An 18,577-nucleotide genomic window follows, 5' to 3' on the forward strand; every position below is an offset into this window, starting at 1 on the left:
ACCTACGTACGCGGGGGCGCACCCCCAGGAGCAGGAGCACAGCCACCATGCGAATCGGCGTTCTCACCAGCGGCGGCGACTGCCCCGGCCTCAACGCGGTCATCCGCTCCGTCGTGCACCGCGGCACCGACGTGCACGGCGACGAGATCCTCGGCATCGAGGACGGCTTCCTCGGACTGATCGAGGGCCGCGCCCGGCCCATCTCGCACGAGGACGTCACCGGCCTGCTCACCCTCGGCGGGACGATCCTCGGCTCCGCCCGGGTGCAGCGCGAGAAGATCCGCTGGGCGGTCGAGAACTCCCGCGAACTCGCCGCGAACATCGGCATCGACGCGCTGATCGCCATCGGCGGCGAGGGCACCCTCACCGCCGCCAAGCTGTTCAGCGACGCCGGGCTGCCCGTCGTGGCCGTCCCCAAGACCATCGACAACGACATCGACGCCACCGACGTCACCTTCGGCTTCGACACCGCCGTGCACGTCGCCACCGAGGCCATCGACCGGCTCAAGACCACCGCCGAATCCCACCAGCGGGTGATGGTCGTCGAGTTGATGGGACGTCACACCGGCTGGATCACCCTCACCGCGGGCATGGCCGGCGGTGCCCACGGCATCCTCATCCCCGAGAAGCCCTTCGACATCGAGGCCGTCGCCCGGATGATCGAGGAGCGCTTCCAGCGCGGCAAGAAGTTCGCCATCATCGCCGTCGCCGAGGGCGCCCAGCCGCTGCCCGGCACGCTGCGCTTCGAGCACGGCCAGGTCGACCAGTTCGGCCACCAGACCTTCGGCGGCATCGGTACCCGGCTCGCCATCGAGCTGGAGAACCTGCTCGGCAAGGAGGCCCGGCCGGTCATCCTCGGCCACACCCAGCGCGGCGGCACCCCCACCGCGCTCGACCGGGTGCTGGCCACCCGCTTCGGCTGGCACGCCGTCGAGGCCGTCCACAAGGGCGCCTACGGCCACTTCACCGCGCTGCGCGGCACCGAGATCCACCTCACCCCGATCGCCGACGCCGTCGTCCAGCTCAAGACCGTCCCGCAGGACCGCTGGACGGAATCCGAGGCCGTGCTCTGAGCCGCCCGGCGCGGTCGGTAGGTTGGGGCGCATGAGCACCTTCGCCGCCGCCCCGCCCCGAGTCCTCACCGTCGCCGGCTCCGACAGCGGCGGCGGTGCGGGCATCCAGGCCGACCTCAAGACCATGCTCGCCCTCGGCGTCCACGGCATGAGCGTCATCACCGCCGTCACCGCGCAGAACTCGCTCGGCGTCCAGGGCTACTGGGAACTGCCCGCCGAAGCCGTCCGCGCCCAGTACCGCAGCGTCGTCGACGACATCGGCGTCCAGGCGGTCAAGACCGGCATGCTCGCCTCGGTCGAACTCGTCGAGACCGTCTCCGCGCTGCTCGCCGACGCCCCGGCCCCCGTCGTCGTCGACCCCGTCGGCGTCTCCAAGCACGGCGACGCCCTGCTCGCCGCGGCCGCCGTCACCACCCTGCGCGAGCGGCTCCTCCCGGTCGCCACCCTCGCCACCCCCAACCTGCACGAGGTCACCCAGCTCACCGGGCGCACCGTCACCGGCGAGGACGGCATGCTCGACGCCGCGAAGGCCCTGCGCGACCTCGGCCCCGACTGGGCGCTGATCAAGGGCGGCCACCTGGAGGGCGAGGCCGCCGACCTGCTGCTCGGCCCCGACGGCGAGGCCCACTGGTACCGCGCCCCGCGCCACGACAACCGCCACACCCACGGCACCGGCTGCACCCTCGCCAGCGCGATCGCCGCCCGGCTCGCCCTCGGCGACCCGGTGCCGCTCGCCGTCGCCCACGCCAAGGCGTACGTCACCGGCGCGATCGCCCACGGCTTCGCGCTGGGTTCCGGCATCGGGCCGGTGGACCACTTCTGGCAGGCCAGGGGGAACGCCTAGGCGTGCGGGGCGGGGAGGCAGGGGCCCGGACCCGCGGTTCCGCCGACCCCGGCTCCGCTCCCCGGCGTCCGGCAAAACCAAAAGCCGACCACGGCCCCGGAAGGGGTGTGGTCGGCTTCGGGAAAGAGGTGACCGGCGTACCGGTCTGCGCGTCAGCGCGAGACCTTACCGGCCTTGATGCACGAGGTGCAGACGTTGAGCCGCTTCGGCGTCCGCCCGATCACAGCGCGCACCGTCTGAATGTTGGGGTTCCAACGACGGGGGGTGCGGCGGTGCGAGTGGGAGATACTGTTGCCGAAGCCCGGGCCCTTGCCGCAGACGTCGCAGTTGGCAGCCACAGGAGTCACTCCAAGACTTCAGATCAGGTACTTGAACTAGCCCGGGGTGTTCCAGGCAACCGGGAGAGCATACAACGGTGACTCCCGCTCAACGAAACTACCACGATCGCGGGGGTGATCGTTCCCCCGAGCTGGGCACGAGCCTGCGGCGGGCGCCCTCGCGGGGGCCGATAACCTGCCAGCATCGCCCCTCGCCACCGCGCCCCGTCGTGCTCCCGTGGCGTTCATCCGGAGGAGACCTGGTGCTGGACACCCTCGACGCCCCGGCCGTCCGCACCTGGTGCCGACTCGCGCTGGCGGCCCTCGGCCAGGCCCGCGAGGAGATCGACGCGCTGAACGTGTACCCGGTTCCGGACGGGGACACCGGGACGAACCTGTACCTGACGGTGGAGTCCGCCGCCGAGGCGCTGGACGCGGTGTTCGCCGCCGCCGAGGAACCGGAGCTGGCCGCCGCCGCGGCCGCCGCCGCCCGCGGCGCGCTGATCGGGGCGCGCGGGAACTCCGGCGTGATCCTGGCGCAGTGGCTGCGCGGCCTGGCCGAGGTGCTGGCCGGCGGCGGCGAACTGGCCGCCGCGCTCGACCGCGGCGCCCGCTCGGCGTACCAGGCCGTCGCCGAGCCGGTGGAGGGCACCCTGCTGACGGTCGCCGCCGCCGCCGCGAAGGCCGCCGGCGGCGCGGCCGACCTGACCGGCCAGGCCCAGGAGGCGTACCGGGCGGCCCGGCAGGCGCTGCTGCTCACCCCCGACCAGCTCTCCGCACTGGCCGAGGCCGGCGTGGTGGACGCGGGCGGCCGGGGCCTGGTCGCGGTGCTGGGCGCGCTGGTGGACGCCGTCTCCGGGCAGCAGCCGATGGGGCCGGTCGCGCTGCGCCGCGAGCTGGACCCGCTGGTGGTGGCGGGCTGCGAGGGCCACGAGCGCCCGCCCGGCCCGGGCCACCCCGCGTTCGAGGTGATCTACCTGCTGGAGGCCGGGGACGAGCAGCTGCCCGCGCTGCGCGAGCGGCTGGGACGGCTCGGCGACTCGCTGGTGATCGGCGGCGGCGACGGCCTGTGGAACGTCCACGTGCACGTGGACGACGCGGGCGCGGCCGTCGAGGCGGGCGTCGAGGCCGGGCGGCCCTACCGGATCAGGATCACCCACTTCGCCGAGGCCGCGGCCCGCTCCGGCGAGCGCGAGGAGAGCGTCTCGCACGGGCGGGCGGTGCTCAGCGTGGTGACCGGCAGCGGGCTGGCGCAGCTGTGCGAGCAGGCCGGCTCGGTGGTGCTGCCGGCCGACCCGGACCGCCCGCCCGCCAGCGCCGAACTGGTCGCCGCCGTGCACCGCTGCGGGGCCCGCGAGGTGGTGCTGCTGCTCAACGACCCCGAACTGCGCCCCGCCGCCGGCGCGGCCGCCGACCAGCTGCGCGAGGAGGGCGTGCGGATCGCCGTGCTGCCCACCCGCTCCCCGGTGCAGGGCCTGGCCGCGCTGGCCGTGCACGACGCCGGGCGGCGCTTCGACGAGGACGTGGTGGCGATGACCTCCGCGGCCGGCGCCACCCGGTACGCCGAACTCGCCGTCGCCGAGGGCGAGTCGTGGACGATGGCGGGCGTCTGCCAGGCCGGCGACGTGCTCGGCCTGATCGACGGCGACGTCGCGGTGATCGGCGCCGACCTCACCGAGACCGCGCTGACCGTGCTCGACCGGATGATCGCGGCCGGCGGCGAACTGGTCACCCTGGTGCTCGGCGACGAGATCTCCGACGGCCTCGCCGAGCGGCTGATCGCGCACGCCCGGCGCACCCGTCCCGAGGTCGACACCGTCGCCTACCGGGGCGGGCGGGAGGCCGCCCCGCTGCTCATCGGGGTGGAGTGAGCCCGGAGCGTCGGTCCCGTGGTGTGAAATGGGACGCCATGGGCGCTCTCGATGAACCGCTGAAGGAACTGGTCGGCGACCGCACCGCGAAGGTGCTGGCCGACAGTCTCAAGCTGCGCACGGTCGGCGACCTGCTGCACCACTACCCGCGCCGGTACGTCGAGCGCGGGCAGCTCACCAGCCTGGACGAGCTGGAGGTGGACGAGCACGTCACCGTGCTGGCCCGGATCGAGAAGGTCACCCTGATCCCGTTCCGGGGCCGCAAGGGCGACCGGCTGGAGGTGGTGGTCACCGACGGCCGCTCGAAGCTCTCGCTGGTGTTCTTCAACCAGGGCTGGCGGCAGAAGGACCTGCGCCCCGGCCGGCAGGGCCTGTTCGCGGGCAAGGTCGGCCTGTTCAACCGTACCCGCCAACTCGCCTCCCCCGATTACCAGTTGATCGACGACGAGGAGGGCTCCGCGGCGGCGGAGCAGTTCGCCGGAAGGCTCATCCCGGTCTACCCGGCCAGCGCCCAGCTGCCCAGCTGGAAGCTCGCGCTGTGCGTCGAGATGGCGCTCACCAAGCACCTGGCCGACGTCGGCGAGCCGCTGCCCGCCGAACTGCGCGCCGAGCACGGCCTGATCCCGCTGCCCGAGGCGCTGGAGCTGATCCACCGCCCGCACGACCAGGCCGAGAAGGAGCGCGCCCAGAACCGGCTGCGCTGGGACGAGGCGTTCGTCCTGCAGGTCGCCCTGGCCCAGCGACGGGCCGCCGACTCCGCGCTGCCCGCCGTCCCGCGCCGCCCCGTCCCCGGCGGGGTGCTGGACGCCTTCGACGAGCGGCTGCCGTTCACCCTCACCGACGGCCAGCGCAAGGTCTGCGCCGAGATCTTCGCCGACCTGGCCACCGAGCACCCCATGCACCGCCTGCTCCAGGGCGAGGTCGGCTCCGGGAAGACGCTGGTCGCGCTGCGCGCCATGCTCGCCGTGGTCGACACCGGCGGGCAGGCCGTGCTGCTCGCCCCGACCGAGGTGCTCGCCCAGCAGCACCACCGCTCGATCGTCGAGATGATGGGCGACCTCGCCGAGGCCGGGATGATCGGCGGCTCCGAGACCGGCACCCGGGTCGCCCTGCTGACCGGCTCGATGGGCGCCGCCGCCCGCCGCGGCGCGCTGCTCGACATGGCCTCCGGCAGGGCCGGCATCGCGATCGGCACGCACGCCCTGATCGAGGACCGGGTGCAGTTCGCCGACCTCGGCCTGGTCGTCGTCGACGAGCAGCACCGCTTCGGCGTCGAGCAGCGCGACGCGCTGCGGGCCAAGGGCGAGCAGCCCCCGCACCTGCTGGTGATGACCGCCACGCCGATCCCGCGCACCGTCGCGATGACCGTCTTCGGAGACCTGGAGACCTCCGTCCTGGACCAGCTGCCCTCCGGCCGCTCGCCGATCTCCACCCACGTCGTCCCGGCCCTGGAGAAGCCCAACTTCCTCGCCCGGGCCTGGGAGCGCGTCCGCGAGGAGGTCGGCAAGGGCCACCAGGCGTACGTGGTCTGCCCGCGGATCGGGGACGAGGAGGAGCCCGCGAAGGGGAAGAAGAAGCGCAAGGAGGAGCCCGAGGAGGTCGGCGGCGCCGACAGCGAGGAGCGGCGGCCGCCGCTGGCCGTGGTGGAGACCGCCGAGAAGCTCGTGAAGGGCCCGCTGGCCGGGCTGCGGGTGGAGATCCTGCACGGCAGGCTCGCGCCCGACGCCAAGGACGACGTGATGCGCCGCTTCGCCGCCGGCGAGGTGGACGTGCTGGTCGCCACCACCGTCATCGAGGTCGGCGTCAACGTCCCGAACTCCACCGTCATGGTGATCATGGACGCGGACCGGTTCGGCGTCTCCCAGCTGCACCAGCTGCGCGGCCGGGTCGGCCGCGGCTCCGCCGCCGGGCTGTGCCTGCTGGTCAGCGACATGCCCGCGGCCAGCGCCGCCCGGGCCCGGCTGGACGCGGTGGCCGGCACCCTGGACGGCTTCGCGCTCTCCCGGATCGACCTCGAACAGCGCCGCGAGGGCGACGTGCTCGGCCAGGCCCAGTCCGGCGTGAAGTCCTCGCTGAAGGTGCTCTCGGTGCTGGAGGACGAGGAGGTCATCGCCACCGCCCGGGCCGAGGCCACCCGGCTGGTCGCCGCCGACCCGCGGCTCGACGCCCACCCCGAGCTGCGCACCGCCCTGGAGAGCCTGCTCGACGAGGACCGCGCGGAGTACCTGGAGAAGGGCTGAGGCGGGTCGTTCGGACACCCCGGTTGTCAGTGCCGCGCGAGAGGATGTACTTGTTCGGGGCGCACTCCAAGTCGCGTCCCCGGCGCGAGAATTGGGGGTCATTGCATGGCATTCCGTCACCTCAACGAGCTCCCGCTCGGCGACAAGGTCTTCCGGATCGAGGTCGCCAGCGAGGACGACCGCGAAGTCACCCTCACCCTGACCGGCTGGCGCGAGGGAGACTCCGCCAACCCGGTCGCCTCCGGCAAGCTCCGCCTCCCGGTGGAGGACGTCGCCTCGCTGCGCATCGCGCTCAACCGGGCCCTGCGCGCGCTGGCCATCGTCGCCGACGTCTCCGAGCCGATCCCCGACCGGGACGTGCTCCGCGAGCTCTACCCCGGCCACGGCGCCCCCTGGGTGCCGCAGCACGAGGAGGAGCTGGTGCGCCGCTTCCACGACGGCGACACCATCGCCCGGATCGCCGCCCGCTACGGCCGCACGCCCGACTCCGTCCGCACCAAGCTGCGCGAGCTCGGGCACGACCCGCGCCGCCCCGAGTACTGCCCGCCCGACGGCTGCCTGTCCTGGTCGCGCTACGCCTCGCCGACGCTGCTGGGCGCCGCCTCCAACGAGTAGCCGCACGGGGGAGCGGGCGGGCGCGCGCCCGGCCGCGGCCGACCGGGTCGGCTATGGTCGGGCGCGCAGCACCCCCCACCCGCAAAGGACCCAACGCCATGCCTCGCGTGATCGCCGGCCGTGCCGGAGGCCGCCGTCTCGCCGTGCCGCCCGGCCGGAACACCCGTCCGACGTCCGACAAGGCGCGGGAGGCGCTGTTCTCCACCGTCGAGGCGCTGTCCGGGCCGATCGCCGGGGCCCGGATGCTCGACCTGTTCGCGGGCAGCGGCGCGGTCGGCCTGGAGGCGCTCTCCCGCGGGGCCGCGCACGCCCTGCTGGTGGAGGCCGACCCGGCCGCGGCGCGCACGGTGCGGGAGAACGTCCGCGCGCTGGGCCTGCCCGGCGCCGAGGTGCGGGCGGAGAAGGCCGAGAAGGTGATCGCGGGGGAGCCCCCGGCCGACCCCTACGACCTGGTGTTCCTGGATCCGCCGTACGCGGTGGAGGACGCCGCGCTGCGCGAGATGCTGGTCACACTCCGCTCCGGGGGCTGGCTGTCCGAGCACGTTCTCGTCACCGTGGAACGCAGCACCCGGGGCGGCGAGTTCGGCTGGCCGGACGGCTTCGAACCGCTGCGTTCGCGCAAGTACGGCGAGGGCACGCTCTGGTACGGTCGCGCCGCCGACGGGACTGACCAAGACTCGTAGCAGAACACCACGCCCCACGAGGGAGCACATCCATGCGCCGCGCCGTCTGTCCGGGGTCCTTCGACCCCATCACCAACGGACACCTCGACATCATCGAGCGGGCCTCCAGGCTGTACGACGTGGTGCACGTGGCGGTGCTGATCAACCGCAACAAGCAGGGCATGTTCTCGATCGAGGAGCGGATCGGGCTGATCGCGGAGACCACCGCCCACCTGGGCAACATCGAGGTGGAGTCGCACAGCGGCCTGCTGGTGGACTTCTGCCGCGAGCGCGGCATCCCGGCGATCATCAAGGGCCTGCGGGCGGCCGGCGACTTCGACTACGAGCTGCAGATGGCCCAGATGAACCACGGGCTGACCGGCGTGGAGACGCTGTTCGTGCCGACCTCGCCGACGTACAGCTTCCTGTCCTCCAGCCTGGTCAAGGAAGTCGCCTCGCTGGGCGGCGACGTCTCCCACCTGCTGCCCCCCGTGGTGCACCGGCGGTTGGTCGAGCGGATCGCCGAACGCCGCAACTGACCCGGCCGTTGCGGGCGGCGGGGTGAGTGGCCGTACAGTCTGTACTCCCGGCCCCGGGGCCGCAGCCGGCGGTCCTCGGGCACTGCCTCCGCCGCACCTCGGCGGCACACGGAAAGACTGAAGACGCCCGTGGACGTGCAGCAGAAACTCGACGAGATCATCGCCGTGGTCGAGAAGGCCAAGGCGATGCCGATGTCGTCGTCCTGCGTGGTGAACCGTGCCGAGCTGACCGGACTGCTCCGCGAGCTGCGGGAGGCGATGCCCGCCGAACTCGCGCAGGCGCAGTCGGTGGTGGCCGACCACCAGCAACTGGTGGCCGACGCCCAGGCGCAGGCCGACCAGATCATCCGCGGCGCGCACGACGAGCGCGGTTCGCTGATCTCCGACACCGAGGTGGTCCGGCAGTCGCAGGCCGAGGCGGACCGGATCCTCGCCGAGGCCCGGGCCGAGGTGCAGGCCAAGCTGGCCGAGGCGGACGACTACGTCGACTCCAAGCTGGCCAACTTCGAGGTGGTGCTCACCAAGACGCTGGGCGCGGTCGGCCGCGGCCGGCACAAGCTGCGCGGCGAGTCCGGGGTGTACGAGCCGGAGGCGGACGGCACCGAGGACGGCGAGGAGTTCCGGCCGCGGATCAGCCCCAGCCCGGAGGCCGACGAGTACGTCGACGTGAAGCTGGCCACCCTGGAGGCGGTGCTCTCCGCCACCCTGGAGGCGGTCGGCAAGGGCCGCGACAAGCTGCTCGGCAAGGCCCCGATCGACGAGCTGGGCGCCTACCTGGCCGCCGCCGACGAGGCCCAGCAGCTCAAGGACCGCGCCGAGGCGGTGGCGGCCGGCTTCGCCACCGAGGGCGACCAGGGCCAGCAGCCGCAGAACTGGTACGCGGACGTCCCGCAGCAGCAGTCCTGGCCCGAGCAGACCCCGGCCGCGGCCGGCTGGCAGCAGCCCGGCGAGGACCCGTACGCCCAGCCGCAGGCCCCGCAGTACGCCGAGGTGTACGGCGGCGGCTACGACCCGGCCGCGGCCCCGCAGACCGACCCGTACGGCCAGCCCTACGGGCACCAGCAGCCGGTGGACCCGTACTACCAGCAGCCGCAGTACCAGCAGCCGCAGGGCTTCGACCAGTGGGGCAACCCGCTGCCCGCCGACCCGTACGGCTACCACCAGCAGTCCCAGCAGCACGCGCAGCAGCAGTCCCAGCAGCACGCGCAGCTGCCGCAGCAGCAGGCCGGGCTGGACGAGACCAGCTTCTTCGACACCAGCGTGATCGACATGACCAGGCTGCGGGAGCTGGGCGGTCGCTGAGGGGCGAGTTGGGTTCGGCGCGGACTCTCCGGTAGTCTGACCACTCCGGCCTGTTCGCGCCGGGTCCGCCGTGCGCCCGCTTCCGGGCCGCCGGGCCGCGGGAACCGCCGTAACACCGCAAGAGCCGAAAGTCCGCGCCGCGCAGGAATGCGCGCCGCCGCCCAGGAAGTCAGGAAACCTTGAACCGCCTCGACCACCGCGACCCCCTCGTGTTCGACACGCACGAGCTCGGCCGTCGCCCGGGATCGCTGCGCAAGGTCTCCCGCACCCTGGAGGCCCCCGCGGAACTCGGCATCGCGGACGTGATCGGCGTTCCCGAGAAGAGCGAGATCAAGCTGGAGCTCCGCCTGGAGTCGGTGGTGGAGGGCGTGCTGGTCACCGGCACCGCCGAGGCCCACGTGGCCGGCGAGTGCTCCCGCTGCCTGGAGCCGGTGGAGGACGACCTGGAGGTCGACTTCCAGGAGCTGTACTACTACCCGGAGTCCGAGGAACGTCACCGCGCCGTCGCGGGGGACGACTTCGACGAGGATTCCGAGGACGAGACTTACCGCCTGGAGGGCGACCTGTTCGACCTCCAGCCGGTGCTGCGTGACGCGGTGGTGCTCGCACTGCCGCTGCAGCCGGTGTGCCAGGACGACTGCCTGGGTCTGTGCTCCGAGTGCGGAGCCCGCCTGAGCGACGACCCGGCGCACCACCACGATGCCGCCGACCCCCGGTGGGCGGCCCTGCAGGGACTCTCCGCCGCCCCCGGCGACGAGGGTGACGAGGAATAAGACACAGCGCGGCCCGTGAGGGCCCCGCCGTAGAACCAGGAGATTTACCGTGGCTGTTCCGAAGCGGAAGATGTCGCGCAGCAACACGCGTCACCGCCGTTCCAACTGGAAGGCCGTCGCGCCCGCGCTGGTCGCGTGCGAGCGCTGCCACGAGCCGAAGCTCTCGCACATCGCGTGCCCGAGCTGCGGCACGTACAACCGTCGCCAGGTCCTCTCGGTCTGATCGGCGGGGTGCACGGATCGATGTCGGACATTGGCAGTTCCACCCGCAAGCCGAACCCCGGGACCAACGGGGGCAAGGGCGGTGGGCCGGCTTCGACCGAATACGACGTCCTGGAAGGGCGCCTCGGGTACCCGCTCGAGCGCGCCCTTCTGGTACGCGCCCTGACCCACCGCTCGTACGCGTACGAGAACGGCGGGCTGCCCACCAACGAGCGCCTGGAGTTCCTCGGCGACTCGGTGCTGGGCCTCGTGGTGACCGACACCCTCTACCGCCTCCACCCGGAGGTCGCCGAGGGCACGCTCGCCAAACTCCGCGCCGCGGTGGTCAACTCCCGCGCGCTCGCCGAGGTCGGCCGCGGCCTGGACCTCGGAGCCTTCATCCGGCTCGGCAAGGGCGAGGAGGGCACCGGCGGCCGCGACAAGTCGTCGATCCTCGCCGACACCGTCGAAGCCGTGATCGGCGCGACCTACCTCGACCAGGGCCTGGAAGCGGCCACCGAGTTCGTCCACCGCCTGTTCGACCCGCTGATCGCGGAATCCGCGCAGCTCGGCGCCGGACTCGACTGGAAGACCAGCCTCCAGGAGCTCACCGCCGCCGTCGGCCTGGGCGTCCCCGAGTACGTGGTCACCGAATCCGGCCCGGACCACGAGAAGACCTTCACCGCCGCCGCCCGGGTGGCCGGCCAGGACTACGGCTCCGGCAACGGACGCTCGAAGAAGGAAGCCGAGCAGAAGGCCGCCGAGTCCGCCTGGCGCGCCATCAAGGCCGCGCGCGAGGTCGAGCGGCCCGCCGGCGAATCCGCCGCGACGGTCTGACGGCGGCCGCCGTGCCCGAACTGCCCGAGGTCGAGGTCGTCCGCCGCGGTCTGGCCCGCTGGGCCGCCGGACGCACCGTCGCCGACGTCCAGGTGCTGCACCCGCGCGCGGTGCGCCGCCAGGCCGGCGGAGCCGACGAGTTCACCGCCCTGCTCCGCGGCCGCACGCTCGGCGAGCCGCAGCGCCGCGGCAAGTACCTGTGGGTGCCGCTCGGCGACGGCCTGTCGATGGTCGGGCACCTCGGCATGAGCGGCCAACTCCTCGTCCAGGAACCGGAGATGCCCGCCTCCGTGCACCTGCGGGCCCGGCTCGGCTTCGCCGACGGCGGCACCGAGCTGCGCTTCGTCGACCAGCGCACCTTCGGCGGCCTGGCCGTCGAGGAGGCCGAGGCCGGCGACCCCGAGGCCACCCCGCTCTCGCTGGCCCACATCGCCCGCGACCCGCTCGACGCCCGCTTCGACGACGACGCCTTCGCCCGCGCGCTGCGCGCCAAGCGCACCACCGTCAAGCGCGCCCTGCTCGACCAGACCCTGATCAGCGGCGTCGGCAACATCTACGCCGACGAGGCGCTGTGGCGCAGCCGCCTGCACTACGACCGCCCCACCGCCGCCCTGACCCGCTCCGCCGCGCTCGAACTGCTCGGCCACGCCCGGGACGTCATGACGGCGGCGCTCGCGGTCGGCGGCACCAGCTTCGACTCGATGTACGTCAACGTCAACGGCGAGAGCGGCTACTTCTCCCGCGACCTCGACGCGTACGGCCGTGCGGGCCTGCCCTGCCGCCGCTGCGGCACCGCGATGCGCCGGGACGCCTGGATGAACCGCTCCAGCTACTCCTGCCCCACGTGCCAGCGCCCGCCCCGGGCCTGAACCCGCCGCGCGCTCAGCTCCAGGCGATCCGCTCCACCTCCCGCAGCCGGTGGGCGCCCGGGAAGTCCGGGTCGAGGGGAGCGGCCACGGCGCCGACTCCGGGGCGGCGTCGTACGCGTCGTCCCAGCCGAGGCGCGCCTCCAGCCGGCGCTCCGGCCACCCGCGCCGGCCCGCAGGGCGAGATCGGCTGCGGTGTAGCAGCGCGCGCAGCCGTCGACGGTGACGGGCCGTTCGGCGTGCGGGGCGAAGACGGCGTCCAGGTGGTCGAGCGCGTCGAGCAGTCCGGTCACGGCGCCCCACCGGGGGGACCTCACCCGGCGACCGGGGAGGGAACGACGCCGGCACGCCCGGTCAGTTCGACTTCCCGGCGGTCTCCTTCTCCTCCTCGGCGGCCGCGTGCAGCGCCCCGCCCTCCTCGCCGAAGTAGGCCACGCCGACGGCGCTGACCACGGCCAGCAGGAAGCCGGCGGCGGCCAGCCAGCCCAGGCCGGCCCGGGAGGAGTCGCCGAGCCAGAGCACGCCCACCGCGCCGGGGACGACCGTCTCGCCGACCACCAGGGCGGCGGTCGCGCCGTTCACCGAACCGATCTGCAGGGCGACGGTGTGCAGGTACATCCCGCCCAGGCCGCCGACCAGGACGGCGTACAGCGCGGGGTCGGTCAGCAGCGCGCCGAGGTCGAACGGCTGCACGCCGTCCAGGATCCGCACCCCGATGCCCAGCGCGCCGAAGCCCAGGCCGGAGAGCAGGCCCGCCACGATCGCCCCGCCCGAACCGAGCCGGCGCACCACCAGCGCGCCGCCCGCGATCAGCACCACCGAACCGATCAGCAGCGCCCAGTGGAAGGAGCGGGCCGCCTCGTGCCCGCCCTCCGGGCCGGCGGCCACCGCGAGCAGCACCAGCGCGCCGCACAGCACGCCGATCGACAGCCACTCCAACTGGCGCAGCCGCAGGCCCAGCAGCCGGACCGAGAGCACCGCGGTGATCACCAGGTTGGCGCTGATGATGGTCTGCGACAGGAACAGCGGCAGCAGCCGGGCGGCCAGCGCGCCGAGGCCGAAGCCGATGAAGTCGAGCACCGTGCCGAGGATGAACTCCCAGGTGACGGCGGCCTTCGCGGTCGAGGACAGGCTCGGCCCGCCGTGCTCGGTGACGGTGCCGGACGCCGCCTCCTGCCGGGCGGAGCGGCGGGCGCCGAGGGCCTGCAGCACCGACCCGGTGCCGTAGCAGGCGGACGCCGCGACGGCGGTGACGAGGCCGAGGAACACCTGGGGTCTCCTGTCGGGTGGGCTTGGCGTGCGGAAGATCGTCACCACTATGCCCGCTCGGGCGCGCCGGCCGGGCCGCCGGGAGCGAACTCCGGCCGGTCGGCGGGGGTCCGGACCGCCCCCCTCCCCCCGGAGTAGGGGGCCGACTCGGGGTGGGAACAGTACCGGGGTAGGGCGTGGGGCGGGGCGGCGGACCGGTACGGTCTGTGACATGAGAACTGTGCTACGCCGCTCCCGGGCCACCGGGCCCGCCGCCGTCCTGGCGGCGCTGCTCGGCCTGCTGATGGTGCTCGGGCTGTCCGCGCCCGCCTCGGCGGCCGGCCTGAACGACGCGGCCGATTCCATGAAGAAGACCCAGGTCTACGTCGACCCGGCGATGAGCGGCCGGTTCTCCAAGGACCAGGCGGACAAGCTGGCCAAGAAGCTGAAGGACGCCGACAAGCCGATCTTCGTCGCGGTGCTGCCCGCCAGCGACGCGTACCCGACGCAGAGCCTGTTCAAGGACCTGCGCACCAAGGTCGGCATCGTCGGCGTCTACGCGATCTGGCGCGGCGACCAGTTCGCGGCCCAGTCCGACGCCAAGGCGCTGGGCAGGGCCGCGGCCGACAACCTGGCCGGGGCCGCGTTCCGCTCCAACGGCAAGGACATCGACGCCACCCTGAACGAGTTCGTCGACGGGGCGGCCAAGCAGACCAAGGGCGAGGGCCCGCAGCACAGCACCTCGATCGCCTGGGTGATCGTCCCGGTGCTGCTGCTCGTGCTCCTCGGCGCGGGCGTCTTCCTGCTCTTCCGCCGCGCCAAGAAGCGCAAGGAGGAGAAGGCCCGGGCCGAACTCGCCCAGCTGCGCACCGTGGTGGACGAGGACATCACCGCGTTCGGCGAGGAACTCGACCGGCTCGACTTCAACCCCGGCGCCCCCGACGCGGACGACGCCCAGCGCGCCGACTACACCGGCGCCCTGGACGCCTACGACCGCGCCAAGCGGACGATGGACGAGGCCAAGAAGCCCGAGGACGTCCGCCCGGTGACCGAGGCACTGGAGCAGGGCCGGTTCGCGCTGGCCACCCTGGCCGCCCGCCGCGAGGGCCGCCCGCTGCCCGAGCGCCGAGTCCCGTGCTTCTTCGACCCGCGGCACGGCCCCTCCACCACCGACGTGCAGTGGGCCCCGCCGGGCGGCGCCCCGCGCTCCGTCCCGGCCTGCGCCGCCGACGCGGCCCGGATCGCCGACGGCCAGGACCCGGACGTCCGCACCGTGCAGACCGACCACGGCCACCAGCCGTACTGGAACGCCGGGCCCGCGTACAGCCCCTGGGCGGGCGGCTACTTCGGCGGCGGCGTGCTGCCCGGCCTGCTGGTCGGCACCATGCTCGGCTCGATGCTCTCCACCCCGGCCTACGGGTACGGGGGCGGCCCGGAGTACGGCAACGGGGGCGGGTACGACTACAACGACGGCGCGGACGCCGGCGAGTACTCGGGCTCCGACTTCAACCCCTCCGACTTCGACAACGACTTCGGCGACGGCGGCGGCTTCGACGGCGGGGGCGGCTTCGACGGCGGCGGGGACTTCGGCGGCGGCGGGGACTTCGGGAACTTCGGAGACTGACGCCCCTCAGCGGTCCGACGGCCCCCGGCCCCCGTCCCTCCCGGACGGGACGGGGGCCGTCCGCACGTCCGGGGCCGGGGCGGTGCCGGGGTCGGGGCCGGCGGTGGCCGGCTCGCGGCGGCCCAGCAGCGCCAGCACCGCCGCGCAGGAGGCCAACTGCCAGGCCGCGCCCCAGCCCAGCACCGTCCGGGCACCGACCGCCGAGGCCAGCGGACCGGCCAGCGCCAGCCCCACCGGCCCGAACGCGAACGCCCCGAGCGTCACGTACCCGCCGACCCGGCCCAGCGCGTGCGGCGGGACGTGCCGCTGCACCAGGGTGGCGAACAGGCTGCCGGAGACGATCGAGGTCACCCCCGCCCCGGCGGCCGCCGCCATCACCACCGGCAGCGGTCCGCCCAGCGCCAGCGCCCCCGAGGGCAGCGCCCAGCCCGCCGTCACTGCCAGCACCGTGCGCAGCGGCCGCCCCGGCCGCCGCCCCAGCAGCACCAGCCCGCCCAGCACCGCCCCCGCCCCGTACGCGCCCATCACCGCGCCCCAGCCGCCCGCCCCGCCCAGGTGCTCGCGGGCCAGCACCGGGCCCAGCACCAGGAACGGCGCCCACACCAGCAGGTTGAACAGGCAGCCCTGCAGCACGCTCGCCCACAGCCACCGCCGGGAGCGGAACTCGCCCCAGCCGTCCCGCAGTTCGGCCGGCAGCCCGGGTGCGGAGCCGTCGGCGGCCGGGCCGGGCGGAACGTGCAGCAGGGCCAGCGCGGCCAGGCCCGCCGCGTAGGAGGCGGCGTCGAGCAGCAGCACCCAGCCGGGGCCCGCGGCGGCGGTCAGCAGCCCGGCCAGGGCCGGACCGGCCACCGCGGCGCCGTTGCGGGCGATGCCGGACAGCGCGTTGGCGTCGGCCAGGTCGGCGGCCGGGACGATCCGCGGCAGCAGCGCGTCCAGCGCGGGCAGGAACACCGCCTCGCCCAGCCCCCACAGCACCATCAGCGCCGCCAGCGCCCACACCCCGCCGTGCCCGGCGAACAGCAGCGCCGCCGTGGCCGCCTGGGTCGCGCAGCGCAGGGCGTCCGAGCCGAGCATCGTCCGGCGCGGCCCGAGCCGGTCCGCGGCCGCCCCGCCGAGCACCAGCAGCAGCACGACCGGCACGATCCGCGCCGCCATCACCACCCCGAGCCCGGAGCCGCCGCCCCCGCCGTCCAGCACCGCGAACGCCACCGCCACCGAGGCCGTCGAGGAGCCGAACAGGGAGACGGCGTACCCGGTGAAGAAGAGGCGGAACTGCCGCCCGCGCAGAACGGCGAGCCGCCGTGGAACGGATTTCATGACCGGCAGGCTGCCCTGGGGCCGGGCCGCCGGACAAGGGGTTCCGCCGGAAAACTTGAGCCAACTGGCGTCAATTTTCGCAAGGTTGAGAACAGGCGCAGTAAATCGGCGATTTACCGCAGTAGGTGCGGGTGTTGACGGGTCATGGCGAGGGATATTTACTGCGGGTATGACACCTGTGGAATTCGCCGTCGCGGCCGAGCACTACCTGGCGGAGGCTCCGCTCGCGGACGGCTCCCGGCGGGTCTACCGGATCGCCCTGCACACCTGGGCCTGGCTGTTGGTCGGCCGCACCCCGCCCGTCGGCGCCCAGCGGCGGCGGGCCGCCCCGCCGGTGCTGCCGCTCGCCCTGCTGGACGGGCCGGAGGCGCCCGAGCGGCTGGCCGCCGCGTTCGCCGCGCGGGCCGGGGCGGTGGGCGCGCGCACCGCCAACCGCGAACTGTCCGCGCTGCGGGCCGCCCTGCGCTGGTGGTGCGAGCGGGGCTGGCTGGCCGCCGATCCCGCCGGGGCGCTGCGCCCGCTGCCCCTGCCGTCCGCCGGCCCCGCCGGGGCGGCGCTGGGGGAGGAGCGGCTGCGGGCCGTGTTCGCGCTGCGGGTGCCGCTGCGCGAGAAGGTGCTCTGGCACCTGGTCCGGGAGAGCGGCGCACCGATCGAACGGCTGCTGGCGCTGGACGTCGACCGGCTCGACCTGCCGAACCGCCGGGCCCGCACGCCCGGCGACGGGCGCCCGCTGCGCTGGCGCGGCGGCACCGCCCGGTTGCTGCCGCTGCTGGTGGCCGGCCGCACCGCGGGGCCGCTGTTCCTCACCGACCGGCGCGCCCCGGCCGGCACCCCGGAGCGCGACCGCTGCCCGCTCACCGGCCGCGGGCGGCTCTCCTACCGGCGGGCGGCCGAGCTGTTCGCCGCCGCCACCGCCCCGCTGGACCCGGCCGGCCGGGGCTGGACGCTGCACGCGCTGGCCGAACCGCACCGCTGAACCGCACCGCACCGCTGAACCGCCGGGCCGGGCCGCACCGCTGGACCGCCGGGCCGGGCCGGTGAACGGCCCGGCGGCGGTGGGGAGGGACGGTGGAAGGGGCGTGAAACCCGTTCCGGGCGCCCCCGAAGTGCCCGACTATGGTCGGACACATGCAAGGTCACGACAGCCACCGGTCCGTCCGCGCCACCATCTGGGTGCGCGGCCGCGTCCAGCAGGTGGGGTTCCGCTGGTGGACCAGGGCCAGGGCCCTGGAGATCGGGCTGACGGGCTACACGAGCAACCTCGGGGACGGCCGCGTCCAGGTGGTCGCCGAGGGGTCGCGCGCCGACTGCGAGCGACTGCTCGCCGCGCTGCGCGGGCCCGGAACGCCTGGTCAGGTCAGCGGAGTCACCGAGATCTGGACGGCCGTGGGCGACGGCTACGAGGGCTTCGCGATCCGATGAGCGCACCGCGGTTGCCGGGGGGAGGAGAGCCCCCGGCAACCGCCGGTGTCCCAGGGTTGCCTTCGGGGCCGACTCGTGGTTGACTCCGCAGACGTAGTGATCCACTAGCCCGGCCGATGGCGTGCCTTTCCCGCCATGCAGGTGACAGGGCCGCGGTAGCGTGCGGTGATCGTGTTGACCCGTACGGTCTTTGGTGAGACGCTGGAAACCCGCGCACAGGTTTGCGTTTAACCGGCGAGGCCACGTCCGTGAGTGCCTCACTCACCAGCGGATGCCCTCGTAGTGCCCAGCCAGCACGTCCGGCGCGCAGGCACGTGCGTATCCCTTCCCCCAAGACCCACCGTACACGGTTCGGTCACTCAGCGTGGAGGACCACACATCATGGCAAAGGCGCTTCTCGGGTACGTCGGCGGCCCCGACCCGCGAATGCTCTCCGAGATGCGACGGCTGCAGCAGCGCGTCCAGGACCTGGAGAACGAGCTCGTCAGGCTCCAGGCCGAGAACGACGCCCTGTCCGCCGTCGTGGACGAGCACTCGCTGCTCAGCAGCATCGACCTGGACCAGCGCGAGCCGGCCCTGACCTGATCGTTCGTGGTCCTCACGATCGACGCAGTCGTGCACTGAGCTCCCCCGGCGAGGGGATGGCAGCCTGCGAGGGACGTCCGATGCGGACGTCCCTTCGTCGTGTCCGCGCCGGCCTCTGCCGAGAGGCTGCCCGACCCGCCGCACGGCCAAACCACCGCCTGGAGGCCCGGCGGCGGCGCGGCCGGATACAGTCGCCAACGGCGGGCCGTCCCGGAGCGGGACGGCGGGTGGCGGGTCGCGG

19 protein-coding genes are annotated in these 18,577 nt (G+C 74.1%); 16 read left to right on the forward strand and 3 right to left on the reverse strand.

Annotated features, from left to right (window positions below):
* The first annotated feature begins 47 nt into the window (after positions 1–47).
* Positions 48–1,073 (forward strand): 6-phosphofructokinase, encoded by a 1,026-nt coding sequence (locus tag OO48_RS12040; protein WP_033215086.1) that lies wholly within the window; start codon positions 48–50, stop codon positions 1,071–1,073.
* A gap of 31 nt (positions 1,074–1,104) precedes the next feature.
* Positions 1,105–1,917, forward strand: coding sequence for a bifunctional hydroxymethylpyrimidine kinase/phosphomethylpyrimidine kinase (thiD, locus tag OO48_RS12045; protein WP_033215088.1), 813 nt, complete (start codon positions 1,105–1,107; stop codon positions 1,915–1,917).
* A gap of 152 nt (positions 1,918–2,069) precedes the next feature.
* On the opposite strand, the gene rpmB is transcribed toward thiD, so the two are convergent.
* Entirely contained in the window at positions 2,070–2,255 is a 186-nt protein-coding gene (gene rpmB / locus OO48_RS36140; RefSeq protein WP_014138233.1) for a 50S ribosomal protein L28, read from the reverse strand.
* A 242-nt stretch (positions 2,256–2,497) separates the two neighbouring features.
* Here rpmB and OO48_RS12050 point away from each other — a divergent pair, with 242 nt between their 5' ends.
* The 10 genes from OO48_RS12050 to mutM all read left to right on the forward strand — a co-directional run bounded on the left by OO48_RS12050 (position 2,498) and on the right by mutM (position 12,143).
* Positions 2,498–4,105, forward strand: coding sequence for a DAK2 domain-containing protein (locus tag OO48_RS12050; RefSeq protein WP_033215090.1), 1,608 nt, complete (start codon positions 2,498–2,500; stop codon positions 4,103–4,105).
* 38 nt (positions 4,106–4,143) lie between these two features.
* Positions 4,144–6,345, forward strand: coding sequence for an ATP-dependent DNA helicase RecG (gene recG, locus OO48_RS12055; RefSeq protein ID WP_033215094.1), 2,202 nt, complete (start codon positions 4,144–4,146; stop codon positions 6,343–6,345).
* 105 nt (positions 6,346–6,450) lie between these two features.
* Positions 6,451–6,960: a hypothetical protein gene (locus tag OO48_RS12060; protein WP_033215096.1), complete on the forward strand. Its 510-nt coding sequence runs from the start codon at positions 6,451–6,453 to the stop codon at positions 6,958–6,960.
* 98 nt (positions 6,961–7,058) lie between these two features.
* Positions 7,059–7,643: a 16S rRNA (guanine(966)-N(2))-methyltransferase RsmD gene (rsmD, locus tag OO48_RS12065; RefSeq protein ID WP_033215098.1), complete on the forward strand. Its 585-nt coding sequence runs from the start codon at positions 7,059–7,061 to the stop codon at positions 7,641–7,643.
* A gap of 32 nt (positions 7,644–7,675) precedes the next feature.
* Positions 7,676–8,161: a pantetheine-phosphate adenylyltransferase gene (coaD, locus tag OO48_RS12070; protein WP_033215100.1), complete on the forward strand. Its 486-nt coding sequence runs from the start codon at positions 7,676–7,678 to the stop codon at positions 8,159–8,161.
* A gap of 129 nt (positions 8,162–8,290) precedes the next feature.
* Positions 8,291–9,463: a F0F1 ATP synthase subunit B gene (locus OO48_RS12075; protein WP_033215105.1), complete on the forward strand. Its 1,173-nt coding sequence runs from the start codon at positions 8,291–8,293 to the stop codon at positions 9,461–9,463.
* 179 nt (positions 9,464–9,642) lie between these two features.
* A complete protein-coding gene (locus tag OO48_RS12080) occupies positions 9,643–10,236 on the forward strand; it encodes a YceD family protein (RefSeq protein WP_033215108.1) in 594 nt (197 codons plus the stop codon).
* 49 nt (positions 10,237–10,285) lie between these two features.
* Complete coding sequence (gene rpmF, locus OO48_RS36145; protein WP_081952064.1) at positions 10,286–10,459, forward strand: 50S ribosomal protein L32; 174 nt, start codon at positions 10,286–10,288, stop codon at positions 10,457–10,459.
* Positions 10,460–10,479: 20 nt separating this feature from the next.
* Complete coding sequence (gene rnc / locus OO48_RS12085; protein ID WP_033215109.1) at positions 10,480–11,274, forward strand: ribonuclease III; 795 nt, start codon at positions 10,480–10,482, stop codon at positions 11,272–11,274.
* An 11-nt stretch (positions 11,275–11,285) separates the two neighbouring features.
* Entirely contained in the window at positions 11,286–12,143 is an 858-nt protein-coding gene (gene mutM, locus OO48_RS12090) for a bifunctional DNA-formamidopyrimidine glycosylase/DNA-(apurinic or apyrimidinic site) lyase (RefSeq protein WP_033215110.1), read from the forward strand.
* A 351-nt stretch (positions 12,144–12,494) separates the two neighbouring features.
* Here mutM and OO48_RS12095 read toward each other — a convergent pair whose 3' ends face one another.
* The gene (locus OO48_RS12095) at positions 12,495–13,409 is read right to left on the reverse strand and encodes a DMT family protein (protein WP_033215115.1); all 915 of its coding nucleotides are present in this window, start codon (positions 13,407–13,409) and stop codon (positions 12,495–12,497) included.
* 211 nt (positions 13,410–13,620) lie between these two features.
* Here OO48_RS12095 and OO48_RS12100 point away from each other — a divergent pair, with 211 nt between their 5' ends.
* Positions 13,621–15,012, forward strand: a complete 1,392-nt coding sequence (locus tag OO48_RS12100) for a hypothetical protein (protein ID WP_033215117.1) — start codon at positions 13,621–13,623, stop codon at positions 15,010–15,012.
* Between the two features lie 6 nt (positions 15,013–15,018).
* Here the strand turns inward: OO48_RS12100 and OO48_RS12105 are convergent, their stop codons facing one another.
* Positions 15,019–16,329: an MFS transporter gene (locus OO48_RS12105; RefSeq protein WP_033215119.1), complete on the reverse strand. Its 1,311-nt coding sequence runs from the start codon at positions 16,327–16,329 to the stop codon at positions 15,019–15,021.
* Positions 16,330–16,498: 169 nt separating this feature from the next.
* Here OO48_RS12105 and OO48_RS12110 point away from each other — a divergent pair, with 169 nt between their 5' ends.
* The 3 genes from OO48_RS12110 (at position 16,499) to OO48_RS12120 (ending at position 18,336) form a co-directional block, all read left to right on the forward strand.
* Positions 16,499–17,305, forward strand: coding sequence for a site-specific integrase (locus tag OO48_RS12110; protein WP_033215121.1), 807 nt, complete (start codon positions 16,499–16,501; stop codon positions 17,303–17,305).
* Between the two features lie 152 nt (positions 17,306–17,457).
* A complete protein-coding gene (locus tag OO48_RS12115) occupies positions 17,458–17,751 on the forward strand; it encodes an acylphosphatase (RefSeq protein ID WP_033215215.1) in 294 nt (97 codons plus the stop codon).
* Positions 17,752–18,132: 381 nt separating this feature from the next.
* Positions 18,133–18,336 (forward strand): hypothetical protein, encoded by a 204-nt coding sequence (locus tag OO48_RS12120; RefSeq protein WP_033215123.1) that lies wholly within the window; start codon positions 18,133–18,135, stop codon positions 18,334–18,336.
* Positions 18,337–18,577: the final 241 nt, after the last annotated feature.

The organism is Kitasatospora phosalacinea, from assembly GCF_000716545.1.
In the GTDB taxonomy this organism is placed as follows: domain Bacteria; phylum Actinomycetota; class Actinomycetes; order Streptomycetales; family Streptomycetaceae; genus Kitasatospora; species Kitasatospora phosalacinea.

What these genes read in the sequence shown, in the direction of transcription:
- OO48_RS12110 (WP_033215121.1), top strand. Translation starts at nt 16,499, where the DNA reads ATGACACCTGTGGAATTCGCCGTCGCGGCCGAGCACTACCTGGCGGAG.
- thiD (WP_033215088.1), top strand. Translation starts at nt 1,105, where the DNA reads ATGAGCACCTTCGCCGCCGCCCCGCCCCGAGTCCTCACCGTCGCCGGC.
- OO48_RS12120 (WP_033215123.1), top strand. Translation starts at nt 18,133, where the DNA reads ATGGCAAAGGCGCTTCTCGGGTACGTCGGCGGCCCCGACCCGCGAATG.
- OO48_RS12040 (WP_033215086.1), top strand. Translation starts at nt 48, where the DNA reads ATGCGAATCGGCGTTCTCACCAGCGGCGGCGACTGCCCCGGCCTCAAC.
- recG (WP_033215094.1), top strand. Translation starts at nt 4,144, where the DNA reads ATGGGCGCTCTCGATGAACCGCTGAAGGAACTGGTCGGCGACCGCACC.
- OO48_RS12115 (WP_033215215.1), top strand. Translation starts at nt 17,458, where the DNA reads ATGCAAGGTCACGACAGCCACCGGTCCGTCCGCGCCACCATCTGGGTG.
- rnc (WP_033215109.1), top strand. Translation starts at nt 10,480, where the DNA reads ATGTCGGACATTGGCAGTTCCACCCGCAAGCCGAACCCCGGGACCAAC.
- OO48_RS12105 (WP_033215119.1), bottom strand. Translation starts at nt 16,329, where the DNA reads ATGAAATCCGTTCCACGGCGGCTCGCCGTTCTGCGCGGGCGGCAGTTC.
- OO48_RS12100 (WP_033215117.1), top strand. Translation starts at nt 13,621, where the DNA reads ATGAGAACTGTGCTACGCCGCTCCCGGGCCACCGGGCCCGCCGCCGTC.
- rsmD (WP_033215098.1), top strand. Translation starts at nt 7,059, where the DNA reads ATGCCTCGCGTGATCGCCGGCCGTGCCGGAGGCCGCCGTCTCGCCGTG.
- OO48_RS12060 (WP_033215096.1), top strand. Translation starts at nt 6,451, where the DNA reads ATGGCATTCCGTCACCTCAACGAGCTCCCGCTCGGCGACAAGGTCTTC.
- coaD (WP_033215100.1), top strand. Translation starts at nt 7,676, where the DNA reads ATGCGCCGCGCCGTCTGTCCGGGGTCCTTCGACCCCATCACCAACGGA.